This window comes from Mucilaginibacter sp., assembly GCF_965277465.1.
GTDB lineage: Bacteria > Bacteroidota > Bacteroidia > Sphingobacteriales > Sphingobacteriaceae > Mucilaginibacter.
In genome coordinates this window covers 1,119,076-1,140,712 of record NZ_CBDICW010000002.1, presented here as the reverse complement: position 1 = coordinate 1,140,712, position 21,637 = coordinate 1,119,076, and the positions used below count along the sequence as shown (strand labels likewise).

Sequence of the window (21,637 nt, the reverse complement as noted above, 5' to 3'; positions counted from 1 at the left end):
AAGTTATAAACATGCTTTATAAAAATCTTGTTTTATTATTATTGATTTTGAACATATACACGTTGAGTGTAGCTGCACAATCATTAACAGTCAACCTTAAAGCGGCAACTGATACTTCGATTATAAAAATCCCATCCAGACCATTTTTGGATACAACGTTTATAGCACATATTCCCAAAAAAAACTATTTGAATTGGAGTTTAAGGAGAATAGCCTATTATAATTTACAGGCTACTTACGAAAACCTACCCGAAACTCCGGAAAGAAAAAAACTCTTTAAAGAGTTTATAAAAAAGTACGAATTTGATACAACATACTTAACCAAACAAAAAATCTCAGGGAATTATATTTATCTGTTTACTGCACTTGACCAATATGGAAATAAACATGTGATAATTGATGCAAACAACAATCATGATTTTAGCGATGACCACGAGTACGTGCTTAATGATAAATCTCAAACCCTGCCAACTTTGAAAGCTAACCTTATGTATTACGATGGTATCTTAATCCGTAATGCTTGGGTTCCAATTCAAATTGATGCCTTTCATACCCTTTTCCCCGATAATTATTACCATACTGAACTTGACAAAAAACTGGATGTAATGATTAATATTTTGCTCGTAAATAAAACCGGCACTGCAATAATTAATAACCAATCGCTTAAAATAAATATTCTTAATTATGATGAGCTTCATCCAAAATCACCATTCCAAATAAATATACAAAAACTACCTTTCGATAAAAAAAACAATAATGATTATAGATATAAACAGAGCGATACCTTGGCATTAGAAGGCAACTTATATACTATTAAAGATTTGTTTCATAACAAATTACACATTAATTATATTGGAAAAGGCACAAATAAAAATGCAGAAACAGGGACTTTGGCACCTCCAATTAGTTCGGTTGATATTCAAACAAATATTCCGTTCGTTTTAAAGCCCAATAGTGGAAAATATACAATTATTGATTTTTGGGGATCATGGTGTTTACCATGTATTAAGCTTATTCCGGAAGTTAAAAAATTACAGGTAAAGCATAAACAAGAAATACAATTTGTAAGCATCGCTTACGATAAGTTAACCGATATTTCTAAAGTTCAAAATCTGATTAAAAAGAATGAAATGAGCTGGATACAGCTTTTGGATGATAAAAACAATAAAGATGGAATAATTGAACAGTACAAAGTAAATGATTTCCCGACTTGTTTATTAATTGATCCATTTGGTAAAGTTATTTTCAGAGGCATTGGCGAAAATGGTTTAAAAGAACTTATGGCTTATTATAAAGAAATCACCTATTAAAATTAAACACTTTCTTAAGAGTATTAACATACCTATGGCTTTCCCATACTACAAACAACCTGATCAAATGGACTGCGGCCCTACCTGCCTGCGCATGGTAGCTAAGCACTATGGCCGTAATTTTAAGGTGCAAACCCTGCGGCAATTTTGCGAAATTAATAAGGAGGGGGTTTCTTTATTAGGCATCAGTGATGCTGCCGAAAAGGTTGGGTTCCGCTCCCTGGGTGTAAAGCTCAGCTCATCGCAATTAAAAGAGGCCGAGCTGCCCTGCATTTTACACTGGCGCCAAAACCATTTTGTGGTGCTTTATAAAATTAAAAACGGCAATTATTACCTCGCAGATCCTGCCGCCGGGCTCATTACCCTTAGCGAAGCTGATTTTAACCGCAACTGGCATAGTGATAAAGAAACCACAGAGGGAATAGCGCTGCTATTAACCCCTACCCCGCACTTTTATGAGCAGGAAGATGAAAAGGGCAGCGAAGTGCGCTGGTCGTTCCTGCTGCGGTATCTCATCACTTATCGTAAGTTAGTTATTCAGCTGCTTTTTGGGTTGGGGATAGGCAGTTTATTACAGCTCATCACGCCGTTTTTAACGCAATCTGTTGTTGATATTGGTATCAATACGCGTAACCTCAACTTTGTATACATTATTCTTATTGCACAAACGGCCTTAATTATTGGGCGGGTAAGTGTGGAGTTTATCCGCTCGTGGATCCTGCTGCACATCAGTACCCGCATCAATATCTCTATCCTTACCGATTTCCTGATCAAACTGATGAAACTGCCCATGAGTTTTTTTGATACCAAAATGACAGGCGATATTATGCAGCGCATGAGCGATCAGCGTAATATCCAAAGCTTTTTAACAGGATCAACGCTAACAACTATATTCTCCATGTTTAACCTGTTGGTATTTTCGGTAGTGTTAGCCTACTATAATGCAGGGATATTTTTTGTATTTGCCGTAAGCAGCGCCTTATACACCGCATGGATAGTGCTTTTTTTAAAACGACGCAGGGCACTCAACTACAAAAGTTTTGAGGTTTCAGCTAAAAATCAAAGTAGTATTGTACAGCTGATTGGCGGCATGCAGGAAATTAAACTGAACAATTGCGAGCAGCAAAAACGCTGGGAATGGGAGCATATCCAGGCACGTTTATTCAAATTCAACGTAAAATCATTAGCCCTGAGCCAATATCAGCAGGGCGGTGCCACTTTTATTAATGAGGGTAAAAACATCCTGATCACTTTTTTAAGCGCACAGGCGGTTATTAACGGCAACCTAACCTTAGGTGCTATGGTTGCGGTGCAATATATTGTAGGGCAGTTAAGCAGCCCTATTGAACAGTTGTTAAGCTTTATACAAGGCTTTCAGGATGCCAAGATCAGTTTAGAAAGGTTGAACGAAATTCACCAGATGCAGGATGAAGAACCTGCTGATAAAGAATGGAACCATTCGCTGCCAGAAAATAAAAGCTTATCCATTAATAAATTAACCTTTCGTTACCCGGGTGCGGGTAATGAGCCCGTATTAGAAGATATTGACCTTCAAATACCACAGGGAAAAACAACCGCCATTGTAGGGATGAGCGGCAGTGGTAAAACAACTATACTAAAGCTGCTGCTCCGTTTTTATGAACCGCAAAAAGGCGAAATAAAAGTAGGCGACCAGCCCATAAACAATATTGGCTTTAAAACCTGGCGCGGCCAGTGCGGCGTAGTGATGCAGGATGGTTTTATATTTTCGGATAGTATTGAACGTAATATTGCGGTTGGCGATGAATATCCTGACAAGAAAAAATTACAACATGCCATAAAGGTGGCCAACATACAGGATTTTATTGATGGCTTACCATTAGGCCTAAACACCAAAATAGGTTCGGAAGGGAACGGGATAAGCCAGGGCCAGCGCCAGCGGATGCTGATAGCACGGGCCGTTTATAAAGACCCGCAATACATATTTTTTGATGAGGCCACCAATGCGCTCGACTCCAACAACGAAAGAGTGATTATGGATAACCTGTCTGAATTTTTTACCGGTCGAACAGTGATCATTGTAGCACACAGGCTAAGTACAGTTAGCAATGCCGATAATATTATTTTACTGGATAAAGGCCGCATAATTGAACAGGGAACCCATCACCAGCTAACCGCATTAAGGGGCGATTATTACAAATTAGTTAAAAACCAATTGGAGTTAGGTACCTAAATTGTTTTTATAACACTTAATAACAATTCAGGAGATCCATGAGTCCTTAAAATCATGGTCAAGATAATTAAAACGCAATAAAATGCCAAACATATATAGCCCCGAAGAAGCTCGCCACACCGATGATATGCAGGATATTATAACCGCAGTACCACCATGGTTGTTGCGCTGGGGTGTTACCTTATTTTTTGGAGTACTGCTTTTTATAATAAGCTTATCGGCACTGATCAGGTACCCCGATATTATAAATGCACAGCTAAAGGTTGATTCGCCCAACTCGCCTAAACCCGTGGTAGCCAAAATATCAGGAAAATTAGTGCAGCTGTTAGTTAAAGAAAACCAAACCGTAAAGGTAGATGAGCCACTTGCCTACCTTGAAAGTACAGCTAACCACAGCAAGGTATTAACCATGCTTACCAACTTAAAGCAGTTACAACAGCAGGTATTACAAAATAAGCCACTTAACAACATCCTTTTAAACCAGGCAGATAATACCCAGTTTGGTGAGCTGCAGGCTGCTTATCAAATATTTTTCCAGGAATATTTAACCTATAAATCAACAGTTGACAATGGTTTTTTGGTGAAGAAGAAAGTGTATCTGCAAAAAGATCTGGATTATCTGAACAAACAGCAACAGCAGCTTACTGCACAAAAAACTATTGAGCAAAAGGATTTTAGCCTTGCCGGCGATGAATACGAAATGCACAAAAAATTAGAGCAGCAAAAAGTAGAAACCAAAGCCGAACTGCGGCAGGAAGAGAGTAAATACCTGGCTAAAAAATCGCCGTTGCTGCAAACAGAATCGGCCATGATAACCGGGGATAATAATTATGCCGCCAAACAAAAAGAGATATTAGAACTTGATAACCAGGTGCAGGAAGAAAAATCAAAGTTTTTGCAGGCACTTAACAGCTTAATAAGCACTGCCGAGGACTGGAAAAGTAAATATGTTTTAAGCGCATCACAAGCCGGAAAGCTATCATATGCAGGTATTATCCAGGAAAACCAGGTATTATCGGCCAATCAGGAAGTATTTTACATCAATCCGGGTAATGAGCAGTTTTTTGGCGAGATGACCATACCCCAAAACAGCATGGGGAAAGTTAAGGAAGGCCAGCAGGTATTGGTAAAACTTAAAAGCTATCCTTTTGAAGAATACGGGATGATAAGAGGGAAGATAGTTTACATTGCCGATGTGCCCTATAAAGACAGTATTTTTATCTCGAGGGTTGATTTTAAAATAAAAAACTCGTCTGATTTAAAAAGACCTATTCATTTAAAACCAGGCATGATGGCCGATGCCGAGATCATAACCCAGGATGCCACCATTTTACAACGCCTTAGCCGCAGCTTTTTTAAGATCATTAACAATAAGTAACTAATAACCTGCAATGAGCCAGTTATAAAATGCCGGAAAATCGCCGTTCCATTGCTTTTCGTTATGGCTTGCTCCTTTTATAATTACAACCGGTGCTTGCTGGTCGGTTTTACCTTTAGCCTTAATTATTGCGGCCATTTTTTGCATATCGTTAACCATCATATCGCTTTCGGCATCGCCGCATACAAAGTAAAACCTTGCTTTAGCGGATAAATTAGCTTGCTGTGCATAGTTATATATTTCGGGCGCGATCCAAAATGCGGGCGAAAATATACCTGCATTACCAAAAACACCAGGGTATTTAAGCGCGGCATACATAGAAATTAAACCGCCCATTGAACTACCCGCTATGGTAGTATTGGCAGCCTTTGTTTTAGTGCGATAATGTGTATCAATGTAAGGCTTCAGGGTTTTCACCATAAAATCAACATAATCATTACCCCTGCCCTTTCCGTATTTTGAGTCGTATGGATCGTACTCGGTTATCCTGTAATCGCCACCATGATCAATCCCTACAATAATACATTGCTTTTTGGCTGCAAGCTTATCTAATATTTCATCAATACCCCATTCGCCGTAGCCGGAGGTATAAGCATCAAAAAGGTTTTGCCCGTCGTGCATATAAATTACCGGGTATTTCTTTTTTGATTTTGCGTAGCCGGCTGGCAGGTAGATCCACACCCGGCGCTCACGGCCAAGCTGCTGCATGTTAAACTTTTCGCTGATGATATGCACCTGCGCGCTTGCTGTATGGGCTTTTGGCGCAGCCGCAAAATTATCCTGCCAGGCGTCAATATCCAAGGTGATCGTGGTGTCACCTAATATGGAGATGCTCCGGTTATCAGCGGGCTTGCCTGTGCTTGTACATTCAGCTTTTTCCCAGCTGCCATGGGTTACTTTAAAATTGTAAATCCCCTTTGGCATATCTCGCAAAAGCTGATATGATCCTGCTGAGTTTGGGAGCAGTTCCCATCCCTTATCGGCAGGGTTCCAATTGTTAAAATTACCGGCTAAAAAAAGGTGCTCGCCGGTGCTTTTAAACACGGGTATTTTGCCTGTTTTAAACACTACTTTTTGCTGCCCGAACGCTAAAAAAGTTTGGGCAAAAAGGAAAAACGCGCAGAAAAATTTTTTTTTCTTCATTATTAAATGTGAAAAAGACGGTTAATTTTCCGGGAACGTTCCCGGAAAAGGTTACATATTAGTAAAATTGCCAATTGTGTAATTTATACACAATCAAAAATTTAAAACTTCGTTTTTTGCAAAATAGAGGCATAAAATTGAAATATTATTAAAATAAATACTATCCCTTTTATATTTCGTATAAGTTAATTTTGAGTTAATAAATACTCATAAAATTATCTTATACATAATATTTGCATTTATTACTTGTAAGTGTAAATTAGTCACACGCTACATCAGCAAAAATAATAAACCAATTGTACCCGGGGCTATAAGCCCAAATTAATTTACAAAACAAATAAGTATATGAGAAAAAATTACTCAAAAAAGTATGTACTCCTATGCGCATTTCTGATGATCTCAGTCATTGCATTTGCACAAACAGGAAGTATTAAAGGTAAGGTAATTGACGAAACCAATTTACCTTTACCTGGATCAACCGTTAGCGTTGATGGAACCACCCTTGGTTCTACAACTGATGCTAACGGTGGTTACACCATTGCTGGCTTAAAACCAGGTAGCTATACTGTTACAGCAACATTTTTAGGCTATGTAGCCTTAAAGAAAACTGTAACCGTAACCTCTTCCGTAAGTACAACTGTGGATTTCGGTCTGAAACCACAAAACACAAACCTGAATGAAGTGGTAGTTATTGGATATGGTACCCAAAAGAAAAAGGATTTAACAGGATCTGTTATCTCTGTTACTGCAAAAGATTTTAATCAAGGACCGGTAACTACGCCCGAAGCGCTTATTACGGGTAAAGTTTCAGGTGTTGAGATTACTTCTAACAGTGGTGCTCCGGGTGCAGGTAGCACAATCCGCATCAGGGGTGGCGCATCAATTTCTGCAAGTAATGATCCCCTTATCGTAATTGATGGTGTACCTATCAGTAATTCAGGTATTCCGGGTATTGATAATGCTTTAGCAACCATCAACCCTAATGATATAGAATCATTCAATATTTTGAAAGATGCATCCGCAACAGCTATTTACGGTTCAAGAGCATCAAACGGTGTTATTATTATAACCACCAAAAAAGGTAAAGGCGGCGAAAAATTCACTGTTAACTTCAGCACGTTAAACTCTTTATCAAAAATAACTAAAGAAGTTCCTGTATTATCTGCAGCACAATTCAGAAGCTTGGTTTCAAGCAGCCAGGCAAACTTAACAAGCGCTCAGCAAGCATTGGTGGGTAATGCAAATACCGATTGGCAAAGCCTTATTTACCGCGAAGCCATTACAACTGATAACAACATTAGCTTTAGCGGTGGTGTTAAAGGTTTACCATACAGACTTGCCTTTGGTTATTTAGACCAGGACGGTGTGTTAAAAAAGGATAATTTAAAAAGAACAACTGTTTCATTAAATTTAAACCATGATTTTTTAAGAAACAGCTTAAAAATTGATTTCAATTTCAAAGGCACTTATACCGACAGGCATTTTGCTAATCAAAGTGCAATTGGTGCTGCTGTTGGCTTTGACCCTACTCAACCAGTATATTCTGGCAACAGTAAATACGGTGGTTATTTTGAGTGGCTTGATGTTAGCGGTAATGGCAACCCAAGCACATTGGCTCCGCGTAACCCGGTAGGTTTATTAAACGAGCAAGATGCCAGGGGAACTACAAAAAGAGGTTTAGGTAGCCTTTCGGTAAACTATGTATTCCCTTTCCTGAAAGAATTACAGGCTAATGCTACTTTTGGTGGTGATATTACTGATGGCCAGGGCCAAACATTTGTTCCGGCTACTGCTGCTGCATCATTTGCACAAAAGGGTTCATACGCTCAGTATTTTGGAGAAAACTACACCTACAATAATGACTACTACTTAAAATACGCAAAAGATTTTAAGGAAATTCATAGCCATTTAGATGTACAGGCTGGTTACTCATACCAATACTTCCATTTTTACACTAAACCATTTGCATCATACGCAGCTGATAAAACAACTGTAACCAGTGCAGCACCTTCAATTTTCCCAGGGCAATATTACATCGAATCACCATTCGGTCGTTTGAACTATAGCTTTATGGATAAATATTTGCTGACTGCAACTATCCGTGATGACCGTTCTTCAAAATTCTCTGAAAAGAACCGTAATGGTTATTTCCCTTCACTTGCTTTAGCATGGAGAATTAACCAGGAATCGTTTCTTAAAGGTGTTGACGTAATTTCTGATCTGAAATTGAGAGCAAGTTACGGTATTACCGGTCAGCAGGACATCGGTCCAAACTTTGCATACCTTGCCGTTTATGACCCAAGTAACATATCTGCACAATACCAGTTTGGTAACTCATACATTAACACTTTACGTGCTGATGCTTATAACTCGTTAATTAAATGGGAATCAACAGCGACATCAAACTTAGCTTTAGATTACGGCTTTTTGAACAACAGGATCAACGGTAGTATTGAGTATTACTACAAAAAAACCAAAGATCTTTTATTTGATACCCCGGTTGCCGATGGTACAAATTTAACTAACCATGTATACGCAAATATTGGTAACCTGCATACAAAAGGTTTAGACTTCAACATTAATGTAAACGCGATAGCTTCAAAAGATATCAACTGGACCCTTGGTTACAACGTTTCTTTCAACAAGATAACTGTTGACAATATTTCAGCAACACGTGATCCTAATCAGATAATAGCAGTTGGCGGAATCCCGGGCGGTGTAGGTAACACTATTCAGCTTTTAAAAGCCGGTTATACTCCTTACCAATTCTACGTATACCAACAGGTTTACGGTCCAAATGGTAAACCACTTGAAGGTGTTTATGTTGACAGGAACGGCAATGGTACAACCACCGATGATAAATACCTGTACAAACAACCAAACCCTTCGGTATTTATGGGCTTCAATTCAAATTTCAACTATAAGAAATGGAACCTTGGTTTTACCTTACGTGCTAACCTTAACAACTACGTTTATAACGCCGTACAGGCAAGCAACGCAGCTTATGCAGGGTTAAAATTCCAGGGATACCTGAGCAATATACCTAACAGCATATTAAAAACTAACTTTCAGCAGTACCAGTTATACTCTGATTATTACGTAGAGAACGCATCTTTCTTACGTATGGACAATGCCAACATCACTTACAATTTTGGAAAAATAGCAGGCGCAAGCAACTTAAGAATTACTGCTAATGTTCAAAACGTATTTGTTGTAACCAAATACACAGGCCTTGACCCAGAAGTTAGCTCTGGAATTGACAATAACATTTATCCGCGCCCACGTGTTTACTCACTTGGCCTGAATGTTACTTTTTAAGCAAAATATTTAAAATATAAAATATTATGAAAATAAGAAATTTAATTAAGCTGATGGCCATTACAATAATGTGCGTATCAGTCACATTATCATCGTGTAAAAAGAACCTGACCCCTATTGGTCAGTTAACAACAGCTAACGTTTACAAGGATTTTAACAATTACAAACCAGTATTAGCAAAACTATACACTGCGTTTGCATTGAGCGGCCAGCAAGGCCCGGCAGGAAATCCTGACGTAGCCGGTATTGATGAAGGTTTTTCAAATTACCTGCGCGAGTTGTTTAACATGGAAGAGCTTACAACTGATGAAGCGCAGATTGTATGGAATGACGGAACAGTGCATAACCTGCATGACATGAGCTGGAATTCACAAAATGAATTCATCAGGGCAATGTATGATCGTATTTTTTACGAAATATCATTAGATAATGAGTTTATCCGCCAAACAAGTGATGCACAATTAAGCGCAAACGGTATTACCGGTAATAATTTAGTATTAGCAAAACAATACCGTGCAGAAGCCCGCTTTTTAAGAGCATTAGCTTATTACCATGCTATTGACCTTTTTGGAAGCGTACCTTTTGTAACTGAAAATGATAATGTTGGTGTGTTTTTCCCGGCCCAAAAGTCACGTGCTGATTTGTTTACTTATGTAGAAAGTGAATTAAAAGCTATCCCTGCTGATATGGGAACACCACGTTTTGAGTATGGCCGTGCTGATCAGGCTGCAGCCTGGACTTTATTAGCCAAACTGTATCTGAATGCCAAAGTATACACCGGTACTGATCGCAGTACTGATGCTATTACCTACGCAAACAAAGTTATAGCCGCTGGTTATACACTTGAGCCGCATTTCAAAAACCTTTTCCTTGCTGATAACAACAAATCAAACGAAATTATTTTCCCGATTGAGTCTGATGGTATTCACACACAAGGATATGGTGGTATGACTTACCTTATACATGCACAGGTTGGTGGTAACATGGACCCTGCTGCTTTTGGTATAAACGGCGGTTGGTCTGGATTACGTACTACCAAACAATATGTAGCTTTATTTCAGGACAACAGTGGAAACACTGATAAAAGAGCGCTTTTCTTTACTAACGGGCAATCAGAAACAATAACTGATGAGTATACATTTGCTGATGGATATGCTATCCAGAAATTCAGAAACGTTACTTCAACCGGTGCCGTAGGAACTGACCCAACCGGAAACTTCCCTGATACCGATTTCCCGATGTTCCGTTTGGCAGATGTTTACCTGATATATGCTGAGGCTGTTTTACGCGGTGGTTCAGGCGGCGATCCGGTTACTGCTTTAAATTATATAAACAAAATACGCACAAGAGCCTATGATGGTAGCTTAAGTGGCAATATTACTGCACCACAATTAAACTTGCCTTTCATTTTAGATGAACGCGGCAGGGAGTTATTGTTTGAGATGCAAAGAAGAACAGATTTGATTCGTTTTGGGAAATTTACCGATGCCAGTTACTTATGGGAATGGAAAGGTGGCGTTGCAAATGGACAGGGTGTATCATCAAACCTTAACCTAATGCCAATACCATCAACTGATTTGATCAACAACCCAACCTTGAAACAAAACCCAGGTTATAATTAAACAAGGAAACAGGCATACTTTTATTTGCTTTTAATTTGAAACAAGGTAAAAAATATTAAAAATGAAAAAATTATTAACAAGACTATTAACGCTAAGCAGCATAGGTTTGCTTATGCTTACAGCCTGCAAAAAAGACGGCGCACTTGTAACCAGCAATGGCGGCAAAGCGGGCACTTTAGTTGTATCATCTAATACAATAGTATTAGATAAAACTAAACTTAATGACACCTCAACAGTGATTCATTTCAATATCTCAAAAGCCAATTATGGTTATAGTGCCGGCGTTACCAGTACTTTGCAAATTGACTCAATGGGCGATAACTGGAAGAATCCTAAAACAGTAATTTTAGGTGCAAACGTATTTGCTCAAAAATACACAACAAATGATTTTAATGCATTAATGCTATCATTGCACCTAACGCCTAACCAGGCCGGACAAGTGCAGGTACGTGTATCGCAAGCCATTTCAAGTGCTATTGCTCCTGTTTACTCTAATGTAATTACACTTAACGTTACACCTTTCTCATTAGCATCGTACCTGTATGTTCCGGGTGCTTACCAGGGATGGTCACCAGGCTCAGCAGCTTCGTTAGTTTCGCCAAACAGCAATAATATCTATTCAGGCATTATAAACTTTACTGGCAGCGACCTTAATTTCAAAGTTACATCAGAAGCAGATTGGAACGGTACTAACTATGGTGCTGGTTCAGGAGCTGGTACTGTTAGTACTACTGGTGGTAACTTGCTTGCACCTGCTGATGGTGGTTTATTAGTAACCGTCAACTTAAATGCTAATACCATAACCTTTGTACCTCAATGGAGTATTATTGGTGATGCTACACCAGGCGGCTGGGGTGCTGATACCAATATGTTTTACAATGCAGGTACAGGCACATGGTACATTACAGCTAAATTGGTTAGCGATGGTGGCCAAGCTGTAAAATTCAGGTTAAACAATGCCTGGGCTACTAATTTAGGTGGCAGCAATGGTACACTTACACTAAATGGTGGTAACATCTCGGTACCTAATACTACTCCCGCAGGCGCTATGTATAATATTACATTAGATCCTGTTGCTAACACTTACACTTTAGTAAAACAATAATACAGGGGTTGATTTTTTGATTTAAAAGCCCGGCTGGTGAAAACCACCGGGTTTTTTTGTGCACTATAGTTATTGTATTTTATAAGACGATTGTACCTTAATAATAAGTTGAAGGCATAAAAAAACCCTGATCAAAATGATCAGGGTTTTTTTAATATCTATGATGTAGGGTAATGTTACCTGTTCTTTATATCAACATAGTCGCGGTTAACTGCACCTACATATATCTGGCGCGGACGGCCAATAGGCTCTTTATTTTCTTTCATTTCTTTCCATTGCGCTATCCATCCCGGTAAGCGGCCTAATGCAAATAATACGGTGAACATATCAGTAGGAAAACCTAACGCTCGATAAATAATACCTGAGTAAAAGTCAACATTAGGGTATAATTTACGCTCAACAAAGTAAGGATCTTTTAAAGCTACTTCTTCCAGCTTTTTAGCTATCTCAAGCACTTCATCGTCAATACCCAGTTTCTCCAAAATATCATCACATGCCTTTTTAATGATCTTAGCACGTGGATCAAAGTTTTTATACACCCTGTGTCCAAATCCCATTAAGCGGAAAGGATCATTTTTATCTTTTGCTTTGGCAATCCACTTATCAGTATCACCCCCATCCTCTTTTATCTTTTCAAGCATTTCAATTACAGCCTGGTTAGCACCGCCATGCAGCGGGCCCCATAATGCCGAAATACCGGCAGATACAGAAGCATAAATATTTGACTCTGACGAACCTACTATACGAACGGTAGATGTTGAGCAGTTTTGCTCATGATCGGCATGTAATATCAGTAAAGTGTTCATTGCACTTACAATTACCGGGTCAATCTCAATCTGTTCTGTACGCTGACCAAAGGTCATGTGCAGAAAGTTGGTTACATAATCGTATTTATTTTGCGGATAAATAACCGGGTGGCCCAATGATTTTTTGTAAATCCATGAAACTACAGTAGCCATTTTAGCAAGCATCTTAATAATGCTTAAATGCAGCTCTTCTTCGGTTTGAAGCGACTTTAACGATTCAGGATAGAATGCAGATAATGCACAAACCAATGATGATAACTGTCCCATGGGATGTGATTTTGACGGGAACCCATCAAAAAACTTTTTCATATCCTCATGTACCAGTGTATGGCGGCTTATTTCGTACTGAAAGTTCGTTAATTCCTGCTCCGTAGGTAGTTCACCATGTATCAGCAAGTAAGCAACTTCAATAAAACTTGATTTTTCAGCAAGCTCTTCTATTGGGTAACCGCGGTATTTAAGTATCCCTAATTCGCCATCTAAAAATGTAATTGCACTTTTAGTAGCACCGGTGTTTTTGTAGCCAATATCAAGTGTTACATAACCGGTAAGGTCGCGTAGTTTAGAAATATCAATAGCTTTTTCGCCTTCAGTGCCCTCAATTACGGGAAGATCATAAGTTTTATCGCCAATTTTTAATTGTGCTGTCTCAGACATAGGAAAATATTTTATCTGCAACAAATGTAACGAAATCTGCGTATTAATAACCTTTAAGATGATTGACAATTTGTAAAATTTTCATATCTTATTTAGCCGAATCCTTTACCTTAGTTTAACATAACTCACAATAACTTATTTTAAAACCCTTTTTAGTATGTCCTTCAGAAGCAGGCTGCTATTATTCTTGCAAAACGATAATACCATCTATCAGCTATTATTGATCGGCCTGTTTATTGCAAGTCCATCCCTCCACTATCTCTGCTACTATAATTCGTTTGATCCCTTGTGGCTGCGCTTTATTAACAGCGGTTTGTGCTTAGCTGCCCTTTGCCTGTCATACTATCCCGATAAATTATATTATAAAATAGTATCATACTTAACTATCATATCTTTCCTTGTAATTAACAATTGCCTTTTACTTGGTAAAAATGGGTTTGAGCATGCATATCTTTTTAGTTCGATAACAGTTTTTATAGCATTAACTCTTTTTTGCACCAGGCGATGGGAGTTTATAGCCATTTGTGCACTTAATTTATTGGCTACAGTAATAGCTTATATTACAGCACCAAAGCTCGATATATCAATAGTTGTATTAGTGGTTTTATTGCTAACCTTTACTTTTATTGCCTATGTATCCTTTTTAGTAATGGTTACTTATAACCTAAAGTTTAAGAAGGCAGTAAGCAGTATTGTGGACCTCAACAAAACCCTGATAGCCAACGAGGAGAAAATGCGTGCCAGCAGCAATAGCCTTACAGCGCTTATTAACTCATTGAATGATATTATTTTTGAGTTTGATGAAGATAAAATTTGTCTTAATGTATGGTTTAACGGATCAATAAAACGGGTTATAGATCCCCGGTTATGTATTGGCAAAAAGATAAGTGAAATAATTGGACAGGATAAAGCTCAAAAATTTGATGACGCTTTTGATGCCATCATAGCCAATAAACAGCCGGTTACGCTTGAGTACCCTTCCGACTTTGAAACAGGAAAATGGCTTATAGCAAAAATGGCCCCGGTTTATGATAGCGCAGGCAATTATACTTCCCGTATCTCGGCCTCTGTTACTGATATTACAGAGCAAAAAAACTATGCTGATGCTTTAAAAGAACAGGAAATATTATTGCTCGAAGCACAATCGATAGCAAAAACTGGTAACTGGTCATACGATCATCAGAAAGGCGAATCCTTTTGGTCAAAAAACCTGTATACCATCTTAGAGGTCGATAGTATTCCTGAAGATACCTCAATGTTTGATTATTATCTGAGCCTGATCCATCCGGATGACCGGGAGAATGCTTTCGAATACTTTTCAAACATTAATGTACCTAACAAAAGTGATTTTGAACATAAACTGATCACTCCTAATGGTAGTTTAAAATACTTAAAGGCTTTAAAAGGTGATACAACCGTTAACGAAAAAGGTGAGCTCAAGAGAGCGGTTGGCGTTATACAGGATATTACAGAAACCCGTTTATCTGAAAAAATAATAAAGGTTAGCCAGGCGGAATTATTGGAAGCCCAGATAATTGCTAAAATTGGCAACTGGAAATGGGATATCACCATGAACAAGCTCTCGTGGTCTGACGAGATTAACAACATTTTTGAGATAGACCAAAAAGCGGCTACCGAAAACAACTTTGTTAAGGTGCTGATAAAGTATTGCCACCCTAATGATCGTGAAATACTTAAAAAGCATTTAATAAGCTTTGCCAGCATCAATAATACATCGTACGAATACCGCATTATAACGCCGCAAGGCAATGTTAAACACTTAAGCATTATTGTAGGTAAGTTATTAAGACGAGATGACGGCACTGTACGTAAAATTATCGGCACCCTGCAGGATGTTACCGACCGTAAACAAGCCGAAATTGAACAACAGCAAACTGAAAATAAATACAAGCTGATATTAGAAACCATTAAGCTGCCTGCTTTATCGGTTGATAGTAAAGGCATTGTTATTTTTTGCAATAAATATATGGCCGAAATGCTGGGCTATGATCAGCATGAAATGCTGGGCGTAAACTGGCTGGATAATTTTATACCCGATGGTATACGGGAAGAATTAAAGGATTGGTTTGTAAACAATAAGTTTGACGCGCAGTTTACTAACCCTGTAATTTGCCGCAATGGCGAGCAGCGCCTTATCAGCTGGCAAAATACGGTTAGCTATGACGAAAACGGTAAAATAAAAGAGGTTACCGGCATTGGCGAAGACATTACCGACAGGGAAAGAGCTACCCAGGCGTTGATCTCCGCTAAAGAAAACGCCGAAAAATCTTCGCATTTTAAATCAGAGTTTTTATCCATTATGAGCCATGAGATAAGGACACCGATGAATGCAGTAATAGGTACAACCAATTTATTATTGAGTGAAGACCCCAAACCAGACCAGCTGGAATATCTGAACACGCTAAAATTCTCTGGCGAAAACCTGTTAGCTATTATAAACGACATCCTTGATTATAACAAGATAGAAGCCGGTAAGCTGGAGCTAAACAAACTGCCATTTAATATAGTAAGCCTCACACAAAAAATAAAGCAATCATTTTATGCTAAGGCGGCAGAGAAAGACCTGGAAATTGAGTTGCTGCTAAACAACCTGCCCGAATATTTAATTGGCGACCAGATACGCCTGAGCCAGGTATTAAATAACCTGTTAAGCAATGCCATTAAATTTACACATACCGGCAAAGTTACCTTAAAGCTTGACAGCAAGCCCATAACTAATAATCAGGTTGCTGTTGAGTTTACCATTACCGATACCGGGATAGGTATAGGCGCCGATAACCTGGCCCATATATTTGATCCATTTATGCAGGAGTCGCAAACGGCCGATAAGGACTATGGCGGCACGGGCCTTGGCCTTGCCATTACCAAACGACTGGTTGAACTACATCAAAGTGCCATTTCAGTAACCAGCAAATCAGGTGTGGGTACACAATTCACATTCACTATCATATTCAATATAGCACCCAAACAAACCAATGAAGACAAGGCGCCACCTGCTTTGGTACGTACGTTACAAGGAATGCGGATATTGATTGTTGATGATAATAAGATGAACCTGCTTATTGCATCAAAATTTTTGAAGAAATGGCAGGCCGAAACCACCGAAGCACTAAGCGGCGAGCAGGCTATCAGTTTGGTTAAAATTAACGTTTACGACCTGATCATAATGGATCTTCAAATGCCCGAAATGGATGGCTTTGAAACCACAAGGGCTATAAGGGATATAAACCCTTACATACCGGTTATTGCTCTAACAGCTGATGCAATGCCCGAAACACACGCCAAAGCCTTCGCTGCCGGCATGTGCGATTATTTGACCAAGCCTTTTGTGCCGGATGTATTGTTTGAAAAAATTGCCAAACACTACACCCCTGCCGAAATTGAAATTATCCCTAAAGAAATTTTATAGAACCTGTTAGTTTGAGCGGATAGCCTCAACCGGGTCAAGCCTGGCAGCAAAATAAGCGGGCAAAATACCCGATATAATGCCAATACTAATGGACAGGCTTATACCAAAAATAATATTCGACATATCAAGCACTACCTGGATATCCGCAGCTGCCTTTAATAGCGCAGTACCTCCAAATACCATCCCAAGACCTATAATGCCCCCCATGAGGCAGAGCACTACCGATTCAATCAAAAACTGCAGCAATATAAAGTAGTTTTTGGCCCCTAATGATTTTTGGATGCCGATGATATTGGTTCGTTCCTTAACCGAAACAAACATGATGTTTGCTATACCAAAACCGCCCACCAGTATGGAGAACAGCCCTATTACAAAGCCCACTTTTTTTAATACAGAAAACACAATATCTAACTGGTTTGAGAGCAGGGTGGTTTTATTTAAGGCAAAGTTATCATCAACCCCGGCTGTAACCGCCTTATAGAGCGCATCAAACCTCTAACTTCGCTTTCAACTTCCACATCGCTGATGCCGTTTCGGCCGCGTACTACAATCTGTGGGTTATAGTTGGCGTTCTGTACATCAATTACGTTTTTGGCAAAGTTTAAGGGCAGCAGGATCTCCTTATCGTCAGATATTCCTAAAATATCGTTACCCTCTTTTTTAAAAACACCAATTACCGTAATGTTACGGCCCATTATTTTTATCTGCTTGCCAACTGCTCCCCCATCCGGGAAAAGATCTTTTGCAATATCATGGCCTATAACGGTGACCGGGCTGCCTGCCCTTGATTCCATTTCGGTAAAATAGCGGCCATCTTCAAAATCAAAGTTCCATGTTTTATCATGATCGTGCGATGCCGCATCAATCTGCGCACCATCAACCGTGTTGCTTTGGTACTTTACAATACGGTTATCAATATTTATCTCGTATGATACGGCCAGCGCGGTTTGGCTGCGCCTAACTAACTCATCAAACTCACGGATCTTAGGGTCGGGGCGTTGCAGGTATTTCCACCATGGCGAATCCTCGTTATTTACCCATGGCCATTTTTGAATGTAGATACTGTTGCTGCCTAATTTATTAACGCTTTTTTGCAGGTTATTTTTAAGCGTATCAACCGCCGAAAAAACAGATATGATGGTGAAGATACCAATGGTAACACCTAATAATGAAAGAAAAGTACGCAGCTTATTTTGCCTTAAAGCATCATAAGCAAACAGAAAGCTTTCCTTTAAAAGTTTTAAAAATATCATATAAGTAATCTCGATTTAACGCGTGGTATTTTGATGACCAGAACCTGATATTTTTTAGACGATGGTACTGCCGTTTAGTTACATTATTTTTTCACTTAACAATTTACTATAATTGTTGTTATAAGTGTGCAAAGGAAGCAATGAAACTTGAGCTATAAAAAAATCCCGAAAAAGTAGTAAAAAAAACTTACATTTGCGCCCTTGAAAATTCATATCATTTAGCATGAAATTATCTCAATTTAAATTTAACCTGCCCGAATCACTGATTGCTCATACACCTGCAAACACTCGCGATGAATCACGTTTAATGGTTTTACACCGCGATTCAGGCAAAATTGAGCACAAAATATTTAAAGATGTGTTGGATTATTTTGATGATAAAGATGTAATGATCCTTAACAACACCAAAGTATTTCCTGCCCGTATGTATGGCAATAAAGAAAAAACAGGTGCTACTATTGAAGTATTTTTATTAAGAGAATTAAATAAAGAACTTAGGTTATGGGATGTGCTGGTTGATCCGGCACGTAAAATACGCGTAGGTAACAAGTTATACTTTGGCGATGATGACCTTTTAATTGCCGAGGTTGTTGATAATACTACATCACGTGGCCGTACTATCCGCTTTTTGTTTGACGGTACCGACGAAGAGTTTCGCCGTAACGTTGAGATTTTGGGCGAAACACCACTGCCTAAATACATTAAACGCAAAGCAACTACCGAAGATAAAGAACGCTACCAAACTATTTTTGCAAAGCACGAAGGTGCAGTAGCCGCCCCTACTGCAGGCTTACACTTTAGCCGCGAGCTGATGAAACGCCTTGAGCTAAAAGGTATTGAATTTGCCGAAGTAACTTTGCACGTAGGTTTAGGTACTTTTCGCCCGGTTGAGGTTGAGGATTTAACCAAACACAAAATGGACTCAGAGCAGTTTATTATTGAAGAAAAGCAGGCAAATATTGTAAACAAAGCTATTGAGCGTAAAAGCCGTGTTTGTGCAATTGGTACTACATCAATGCGTACTATTGAATCGGCAGTATCTGCAAATAAAACATTGAAACCAGCTAACGACTGGACCAGCAAATTCATTTTCCCGCCATACGATTTCAGCATTGCTAATTCAATGATAACCAATTTCCACACACCAGAATCTACACTGTTAATGATGGTTTGTGCATTTGGTGGATATGAGCATGTGATGAATGCTTATGAAGTTGCCGTAAAAGAAAAATATCGTTTTTACAGCTATGGCGATGCCATGCTGATCATATAATTAGTATATTAAAAAAATATTCAAAGCCCCTTTAAAATTTTAAAGGGGCTTTTTTATGTTTACTGATTTAATACGCATCAATTTGTAGCTTTGACCATGGCTTCTGATACCTTACCAAAAAACTACGCTATTATTGTTGCCGGCGGCTCCGGTACACGGATGCAATCAGCTGTGCCTAAACAGTTTTTATTGCTTTGCGGCAAGCCGGTTATAATGTACACTATTGAAGCTTTCTTTAATTCGGCAGCAAAGCCCGGGATAATCCTTGTGCTGCCTGCGGAATATCACGCCTACTGGCAAAAACTTTGTACCGATCATCATTTTACCATAGCACATCAATTAGTTACCGGTGGGCAAACCCGCTTCCATTCTGTAAAAAACGGATTGGATAGCATCAGCAATGATACAGATGCAGTAATAGCCGTGCATGATGCCGTAAGGCCGCTTACCAGCAGGCAGATAATCAACGAGACATACAAACATGCCGCCTTGCATGGAAATGCTGTTACAGCCGTTAAAAGTCGCGATTCTGTACGATCAGTAAAAAACGGTATTTCGCAGAGCTTAATACGGGATGAAATCTACCTGGTACAAACGCCGCAAACCTTTCAATCGGCACAAATAAAAAAAGCTTACCTGCAACCCTTTGACACCAAATTTACAGATGATGCCAGCGTGGTTGAAGAAACAGGAGTAGCTATAAACCTGATTGAAGGAAACTACGAAAATATTAAGATTACCTTCCCCGAGGATATTGCCATTGCAGAAATGCTCATAAAAAAGTCCGTAGCCGGATAGTTAGCGTATCAGGATTGAATTAACAACCTAATCACAAGCTAAACCATCAGCTACGGACCAGTCGGCTTATAAACTACAAGCCGGTACGAATTATGCCCTTCTGATTATCCCTAAAAGTAAGGCTATAACGGCAATTACTAATAGGATGTGGATCAAACCACCGCCAACAGGATAAACAAATGCTCCGAAAATCCATCCTATTACAAGGATAACTGCGATTAAATACAATAAGCTTCTCATTTTTATAAAGTTTTAGTTGATAATGTTGAAATCTCCAATACCAAAACCATTCCAAAAAGGAGTGTAAACAAAAAAACCCTGCTAAAGCAAGGTTTTTTTGTTTATGAGGCTACATTAATACTCATCTTCGTTAAAAAAGAAGTCATCTTTTGTAGGGTAATCAGGCCATATCTCTTCAATATTTTCGTACGGCTCACCATCATCTTCCAGGGCCTGCAAGTTTTCAATAACCTCAACAGGTGCTCCGGAACGGATGGCGTAATCAATTAGTTCATCTTTTGTTGCGGGCCAGGGCGCATCTTCCAGGTGGGATGCCAGTTCAAGTGTCCAATACATATTCTTTTAATTATTATTGTTTATCGGTAAATTTACTTTTTCGCAAAAGTATAATATTTTTAATTTGATTATCAATATTTTTTTCCTTTATGCGAATTGTTTTTTTTAATGACAGTTAAGCTACTATCATTAAATACATTAATTCAATTTTGCTATTTGTAAACCTTTCAAATTCGCGGTATCCATTGATTTTCAGGAATATTATTATCGTTCCCAATTTTGCGGGCTAAGGTGAATAAATAATCACTCAGCCTGTTCAAATAAATATTCACTTTTTCGTCAACCGTGCTTTCTTCGGCCAGGTGTACCGTTATGCGTTCGGCCCTTCGGCATACGCATCTCGCAATATGGCAATAAGAAATCGCATTGCTCCCACCGGGTAAAATAAAATGTCTTAATTCTGGTAATTGCTCATTCATTTTATCCATCTCCTGCTCCAGCAATTCAATATCAGCCAGGTGCAGATCGGGTATAACCATCCTTGATTTCTCCGGATCAGCCGCTAAGGACGACCCAATGGTAAACAACCTGTCCTGTATCTGCTTTAATACCTCTTTATCATGCAGGGTAATATCCTGATCACCTATTAAACCAATATATGAGTTAAGTTCATCAATAGTTCCGTAGCTCTCAATCCTGATGTGGTGTTTGGCAACCCGGGTACCACCAATTAGCGAGGTATAACCCTTATCGCCTGTTTTTGTATAGATCTTCATTAATAATTGCTGCTTTACTTTGAATCCGAATGTATTGTTT

16 protein-coding genes are annotated in these 21,637 nt (G+C 38.9%); 9 read left to right on the top strand and 7 right to left on the bottom strand.

The window, feature by feature from the left end; genetic code table 11:
- The first annotated feature begins 62 nt into the window (after positions 1-62).
- The 3 genes from ACQY4U_RS17450 (at position 63) to ACQY4U_RS17440 (ending at position 4,900) form a co-directional block, all read left to right on the top strand.
- Positions 63-1,310 (top strand): TlpA family protein disulfide reductase, encoded by a 1,248-nt coding sequence (locus ACQY4U_RS17450; RefSeq protein WP_428330733.1) that lies wholly within the window; start codon positions 63-65, stop codon positions 1,308-1,310.
- A gap of 34 nt (positions 1,311-1,344) precedes the next feature.
- Positions 1,345-3,522, top strand: a complete 2,178-nt coding sequence (locus ACQY4U_RS17445; RefSeq protein ID WP_428330732.1) for a peptidase domain-containing ABC transporter — start codon at positions 1,345-1,347, stop codon at positions 3,520-3,522.
- 82 nt (positions 3,523-3,604) lie between these two features.
- On the top strand, positions 3,605-4,900 hold the full coding sequence (locus ACQY4U_RS17440; RefSeq protein WP_428330731.1) for an HlyD family secretion protein: 1,296 nt from the start codon (positions 3,605-3,607) through the stop codon (positions 4,898-4,900).
- On the opposite strand, the gene ACQY4U_RS17435 is transcribed toward ACQY4U_RS17440, so the two are convergent.
- Complete coding sequence (locus tag ACQY4U_RS17435; protein ID WP_428330730.1) at positions 4,901-6,043, bottom strand: alpha/beta hydrolase-fold protein; 1,143 nt, start codon at positions 6,041-6,043, stop codon at positions 4,901-4,903.
- Between the two features lie 345 nt (positions 6,044-6,388).
- Here ACQY4U_RS17435 and ACQY4U_RS17430 point away from each other — a divergent pair, with 345 nt between their 5' ends.
- The 3 genes from ACQY4U_RS17430 (at position 6,389) to ACQY4U_RS17420 (ending at position 12,088) form a co-directional block, all read left to right on the top strand.
- The gene (locus ACQY4U_RS17430) at positions 6,389-9,361 is read left to right on the top strand and encodes a SusC/RagA family TonB-linked outer membrane protein (RefSeq protein WP_428330729.1); all 2,973 of its coding nucleotides are present in this window, start codon (positions 6,389-6,391) and stop codon (positions 9,359-9,361) included.
- A 26-nt stretch (positions 9,362-9,387) separates the two neighbouring features.
- On the top strand, positions 9,388-10,983 hold the full coding sequence (locus ACQY4U_RS17425) for a RagB/SusD family nutrient uptake outer membrane protein (RefSeq protein WP_428330728.1): 1,596 nt from the start codon (positions 9,388-9,390) through the stop codon (positions 10,981-10,983).
- 61 nt (positions 10,984-11,044) lie between these two features.
- On the top strand, positions 11,045-12,088 hold the full coding sequence (locus tag ACQY4U_RS17420; RefSeq protein WP_428330727.1) for a SusE domain-containing protein: 1,044 nt from the start codon (positions 11,045-11,047) through the stop codon (positions 12,086-12,088).
- A 176-nt stretch (positions 12,089-12,264) separates the two neighbouring features.
- Here ACQY4U_RS17420 and ACQY4U_RS17415 read toward each other — a convergent pair whose 3' ends face one another.
- Entirely contained in the window at positions 12,265-13,551 is a 1,287-nt protein-coding gene (locus ACQY4U_RS17415) for a citrate synthase (RefSeq protein WP_428330726.1), read from the bottom strand.
- A 157-nt stretch (positions 13,552-13,708) separates the two neighbouring features.
- On the opposite strand from ACQY4U_RS17415, the gene ACQY4U_RS17410 reads away from it, so the two are divergent.
- Positions 13,709-16,981, top strand: coding sequence for a PAS domain S-box protein (locus ACQY4U_RS17410; protein WP_428330725.1), 3,273 nt, complete (start codon positions 13,709-13,711; stop codon positions 16,979-16,981).
- Between the two features lie 6 nt (positions 16,982-16,987).
- Here ACQY4U_RS17410 and ACQY4U_RS17405 read toward each other — a convergent pair whose 3' ends face one another.
- Entirely contained in the window at positions 16,988-17,383 is a 396-nt protein-coding gene (locus ACQY4U_RS17405) for an ABC transporter permease (protein WP_428330724.1), read from the bottom strand.
- A gap of 35 nt (positions 17,384-17,418) precedes the next feature.
- On the bottom strand, positions 17,419-18,234 hold the full coding sequence (locus ACQY4U_RS17400; RefSeq protein ID WP_428330723.1) for an ABC transporter permease: 816 nt from the start codon (positions 18,232-18,234) through the stop codon (positions 17,419-17,421).
- A gap of 223 nt (positions 18,235-18,457) precedes the next feature.
- On the opposite strand from ACQY4U_RS17400, the gene queA reads away from it, so the two are divergent.
- Entirely contained in the window at positions 18,458-19,507 is a 1,050-nt protein-coding gene (gene queA, locus ACQY4U_RS17395) for a tRNA preQ1(34) S-adenosylmethionine ribosyltransferase-isomerase QueA (protein ID WP_428330722.1), read from the top strand.
- A 96-nt stretch (positions 19,508-19,603) separates the two neighbouring features.
- Positions 19,604-20,305 carry a 2-C-methyl-D-erythritol 4-phosphate cytidylyltransferase gene (locus ACQY4U_RS17390; RefSeq protein WP_428330721.1) on the top strand — a complete coding sequence of 234 codons (702 nt, stop codon included), beginning with the start codon at positions 19,604-19,606 and terminating at the stop codon, positions 20,303-20,305.
- 90 nt (positions 20,306-20,395) lie between these two features.
- Here ACQY4U_RS17390 and ACQY4U_RS17385 read toward each other — a convergent pair whose 3' ends face one another.
- The 3 genes from ACQY4U_RS17385 to ACQY4U_RS17375 all read right to left on the bottom strand — a co-directional run bounded on the left by ACQY4U_RS17385 (position 20,396) and on the right by ACQY4U_RS17375 (position 21,597).
- Positions 20,396-20,545 carry a lmo0937 family membrane protein gene (locus ACQY4U_RS17385; RefSeq protein ID WP_259067472.1) on the bottom strand — a complete coding sequence of 50 codons (150 nt, stop codon included), beginning with the start codon at positions 20,543-20,545 and terminating at the stop codon, positions 20,396-20,398.
- Between the two features lie 114 nt (positions 20,546-20,659).
- Positions 20,660-20,881: a DUF2795 domain-containing protein gene (locus tag ACQY4U_RS17380; RefSeq protein WP_002996718.1), complete on the bottom strand. Its 222-nt coding sequence runs from the start codon at positions 20,879-20,881 to the stop codon at positions 20,660-20,662.
- 167 nt (positions 20,882-21,048) lie between these two features.
- Positions 21,049-21,597 (bottom strand): cob(I)yrinic acid a,c-diamide adenosyltransferase, encoded by a 549-nt coding sequence (locus ACQY4U_RS17375; RefSeq protein WP_428330720.1) that lies wholly within the window; start codon positions 21,595-21,597, stop codon positions 21,049-21,051.
- Positions 21,598-21,637: the final 40 nt, after the last annotated feature.

What these genes read in the sequence shown, in the direction of transcription:
- ACQY4U_RS17415 (WP_428330726.1), bottom strand. Translation starts at nt 13,551, where the DNA reads ATGTCTGAGACAGCACAATTAAAAATTGGCGATAAAACTTATGATCTT.
- ACQY4U_RS17390 (WP_428330721.1), top strand. Translation starts at nt 19,604, where the DNA reads ATGGCTTCTGATACCTTACCAAAAAACTACGCTATTATTGTTGCCGGC.
- ACQY4U_RS17375 (WP_428330720.1), bottom strand. Translation starts at nt 21,597, where the DNA reads ATGAAGATCTATACAAAAACAGGCGATAAGGGTTATACCTCGCTAATT.
- ACQY4U_RS17380 (WP_002996718.1), bottom strand. Translation starts at nt 20,881, where the DNA reads ATGTATTGGACACTTGAACTGGCATCCCACCTGGAAGATGCGCCCTGG.
- ACQY4U_RS17420 (WP_428330727.1), top strand. Translation starts at nt 11,045, where the DNA reads ATGAAAAAATTATTAACAAGACTATTAACGCTAAGCAGCATAGGTTTG.
- ACQY4U_RS17430 (WP_428330729.1), top strand. Translation starts at nt 6,389, where the DNA reads ATGAGAAAAAATTACTCAAAAAAGTATGTACTCCTATGCGCATTTCTG.
- ACQY4U_RS17385 (WP_259067472.1), bottom strand. Translation starts at nt 20,545, where the DNA reads ATGAGAAGCTTATTGTATTTAATCGCAGTTATCCTTGTAATAGGATGG.
- ACQY4U_RS17445 (WP_428330732.1), top strand. Translation starts at nt 1,345, where the DNA reads ATGGCTTTCCCATACTACAAACAACCTGATCAAATGGACTGCGGCCCT.
- ACQY4U_RS17400 (WP_428330723.1), bottom strand. Translation starts at nt 18,234, where the DNA reads ATGATATTTTTAAAACTTTTAAAGGAAAGCTTTCTGTTTGCTTATGAT.
- ACQY4U_RS17435 (WP_428330730.1), bottom strand. Translation starts at nt 6,043, where the DNA reads ATGAAGAAAAAAAAATTTTTCTGCGCGTTTTTCCTTTTTGCCCAAACT.
- ACQY4U_RS17440 (WP_428330731.1), top strand. Translation starts at nt 3,605, where the DNA reads ATGCCAAACATATATAGCCCCGAAGAAGCTCGCCACACCGATGATATG.
- ACQY4U_RS17410 (WP_428330725.1), top strand. Translation starts at nt 13,709, where the DNA reads ATGTCCTTCAGAAGCAGGCTGCTATTATTCTTGCAAAACGATAATACC.
- queA (WP_428330722.1), top strand. Translation starts at nt 18,458, where the DNA reads ATGAAATTATCTCAATTTAAATTTAACCTGCCCGAATCACTGATTGCT.
- ACQY4U_RS17425 (WP_428330728.1), top strand. Translation starts at nt 9,388, where the DNA reads ATGAAAATAAGAAATTTAATTAAGCTGATGGCCATTACAATAATGTGC.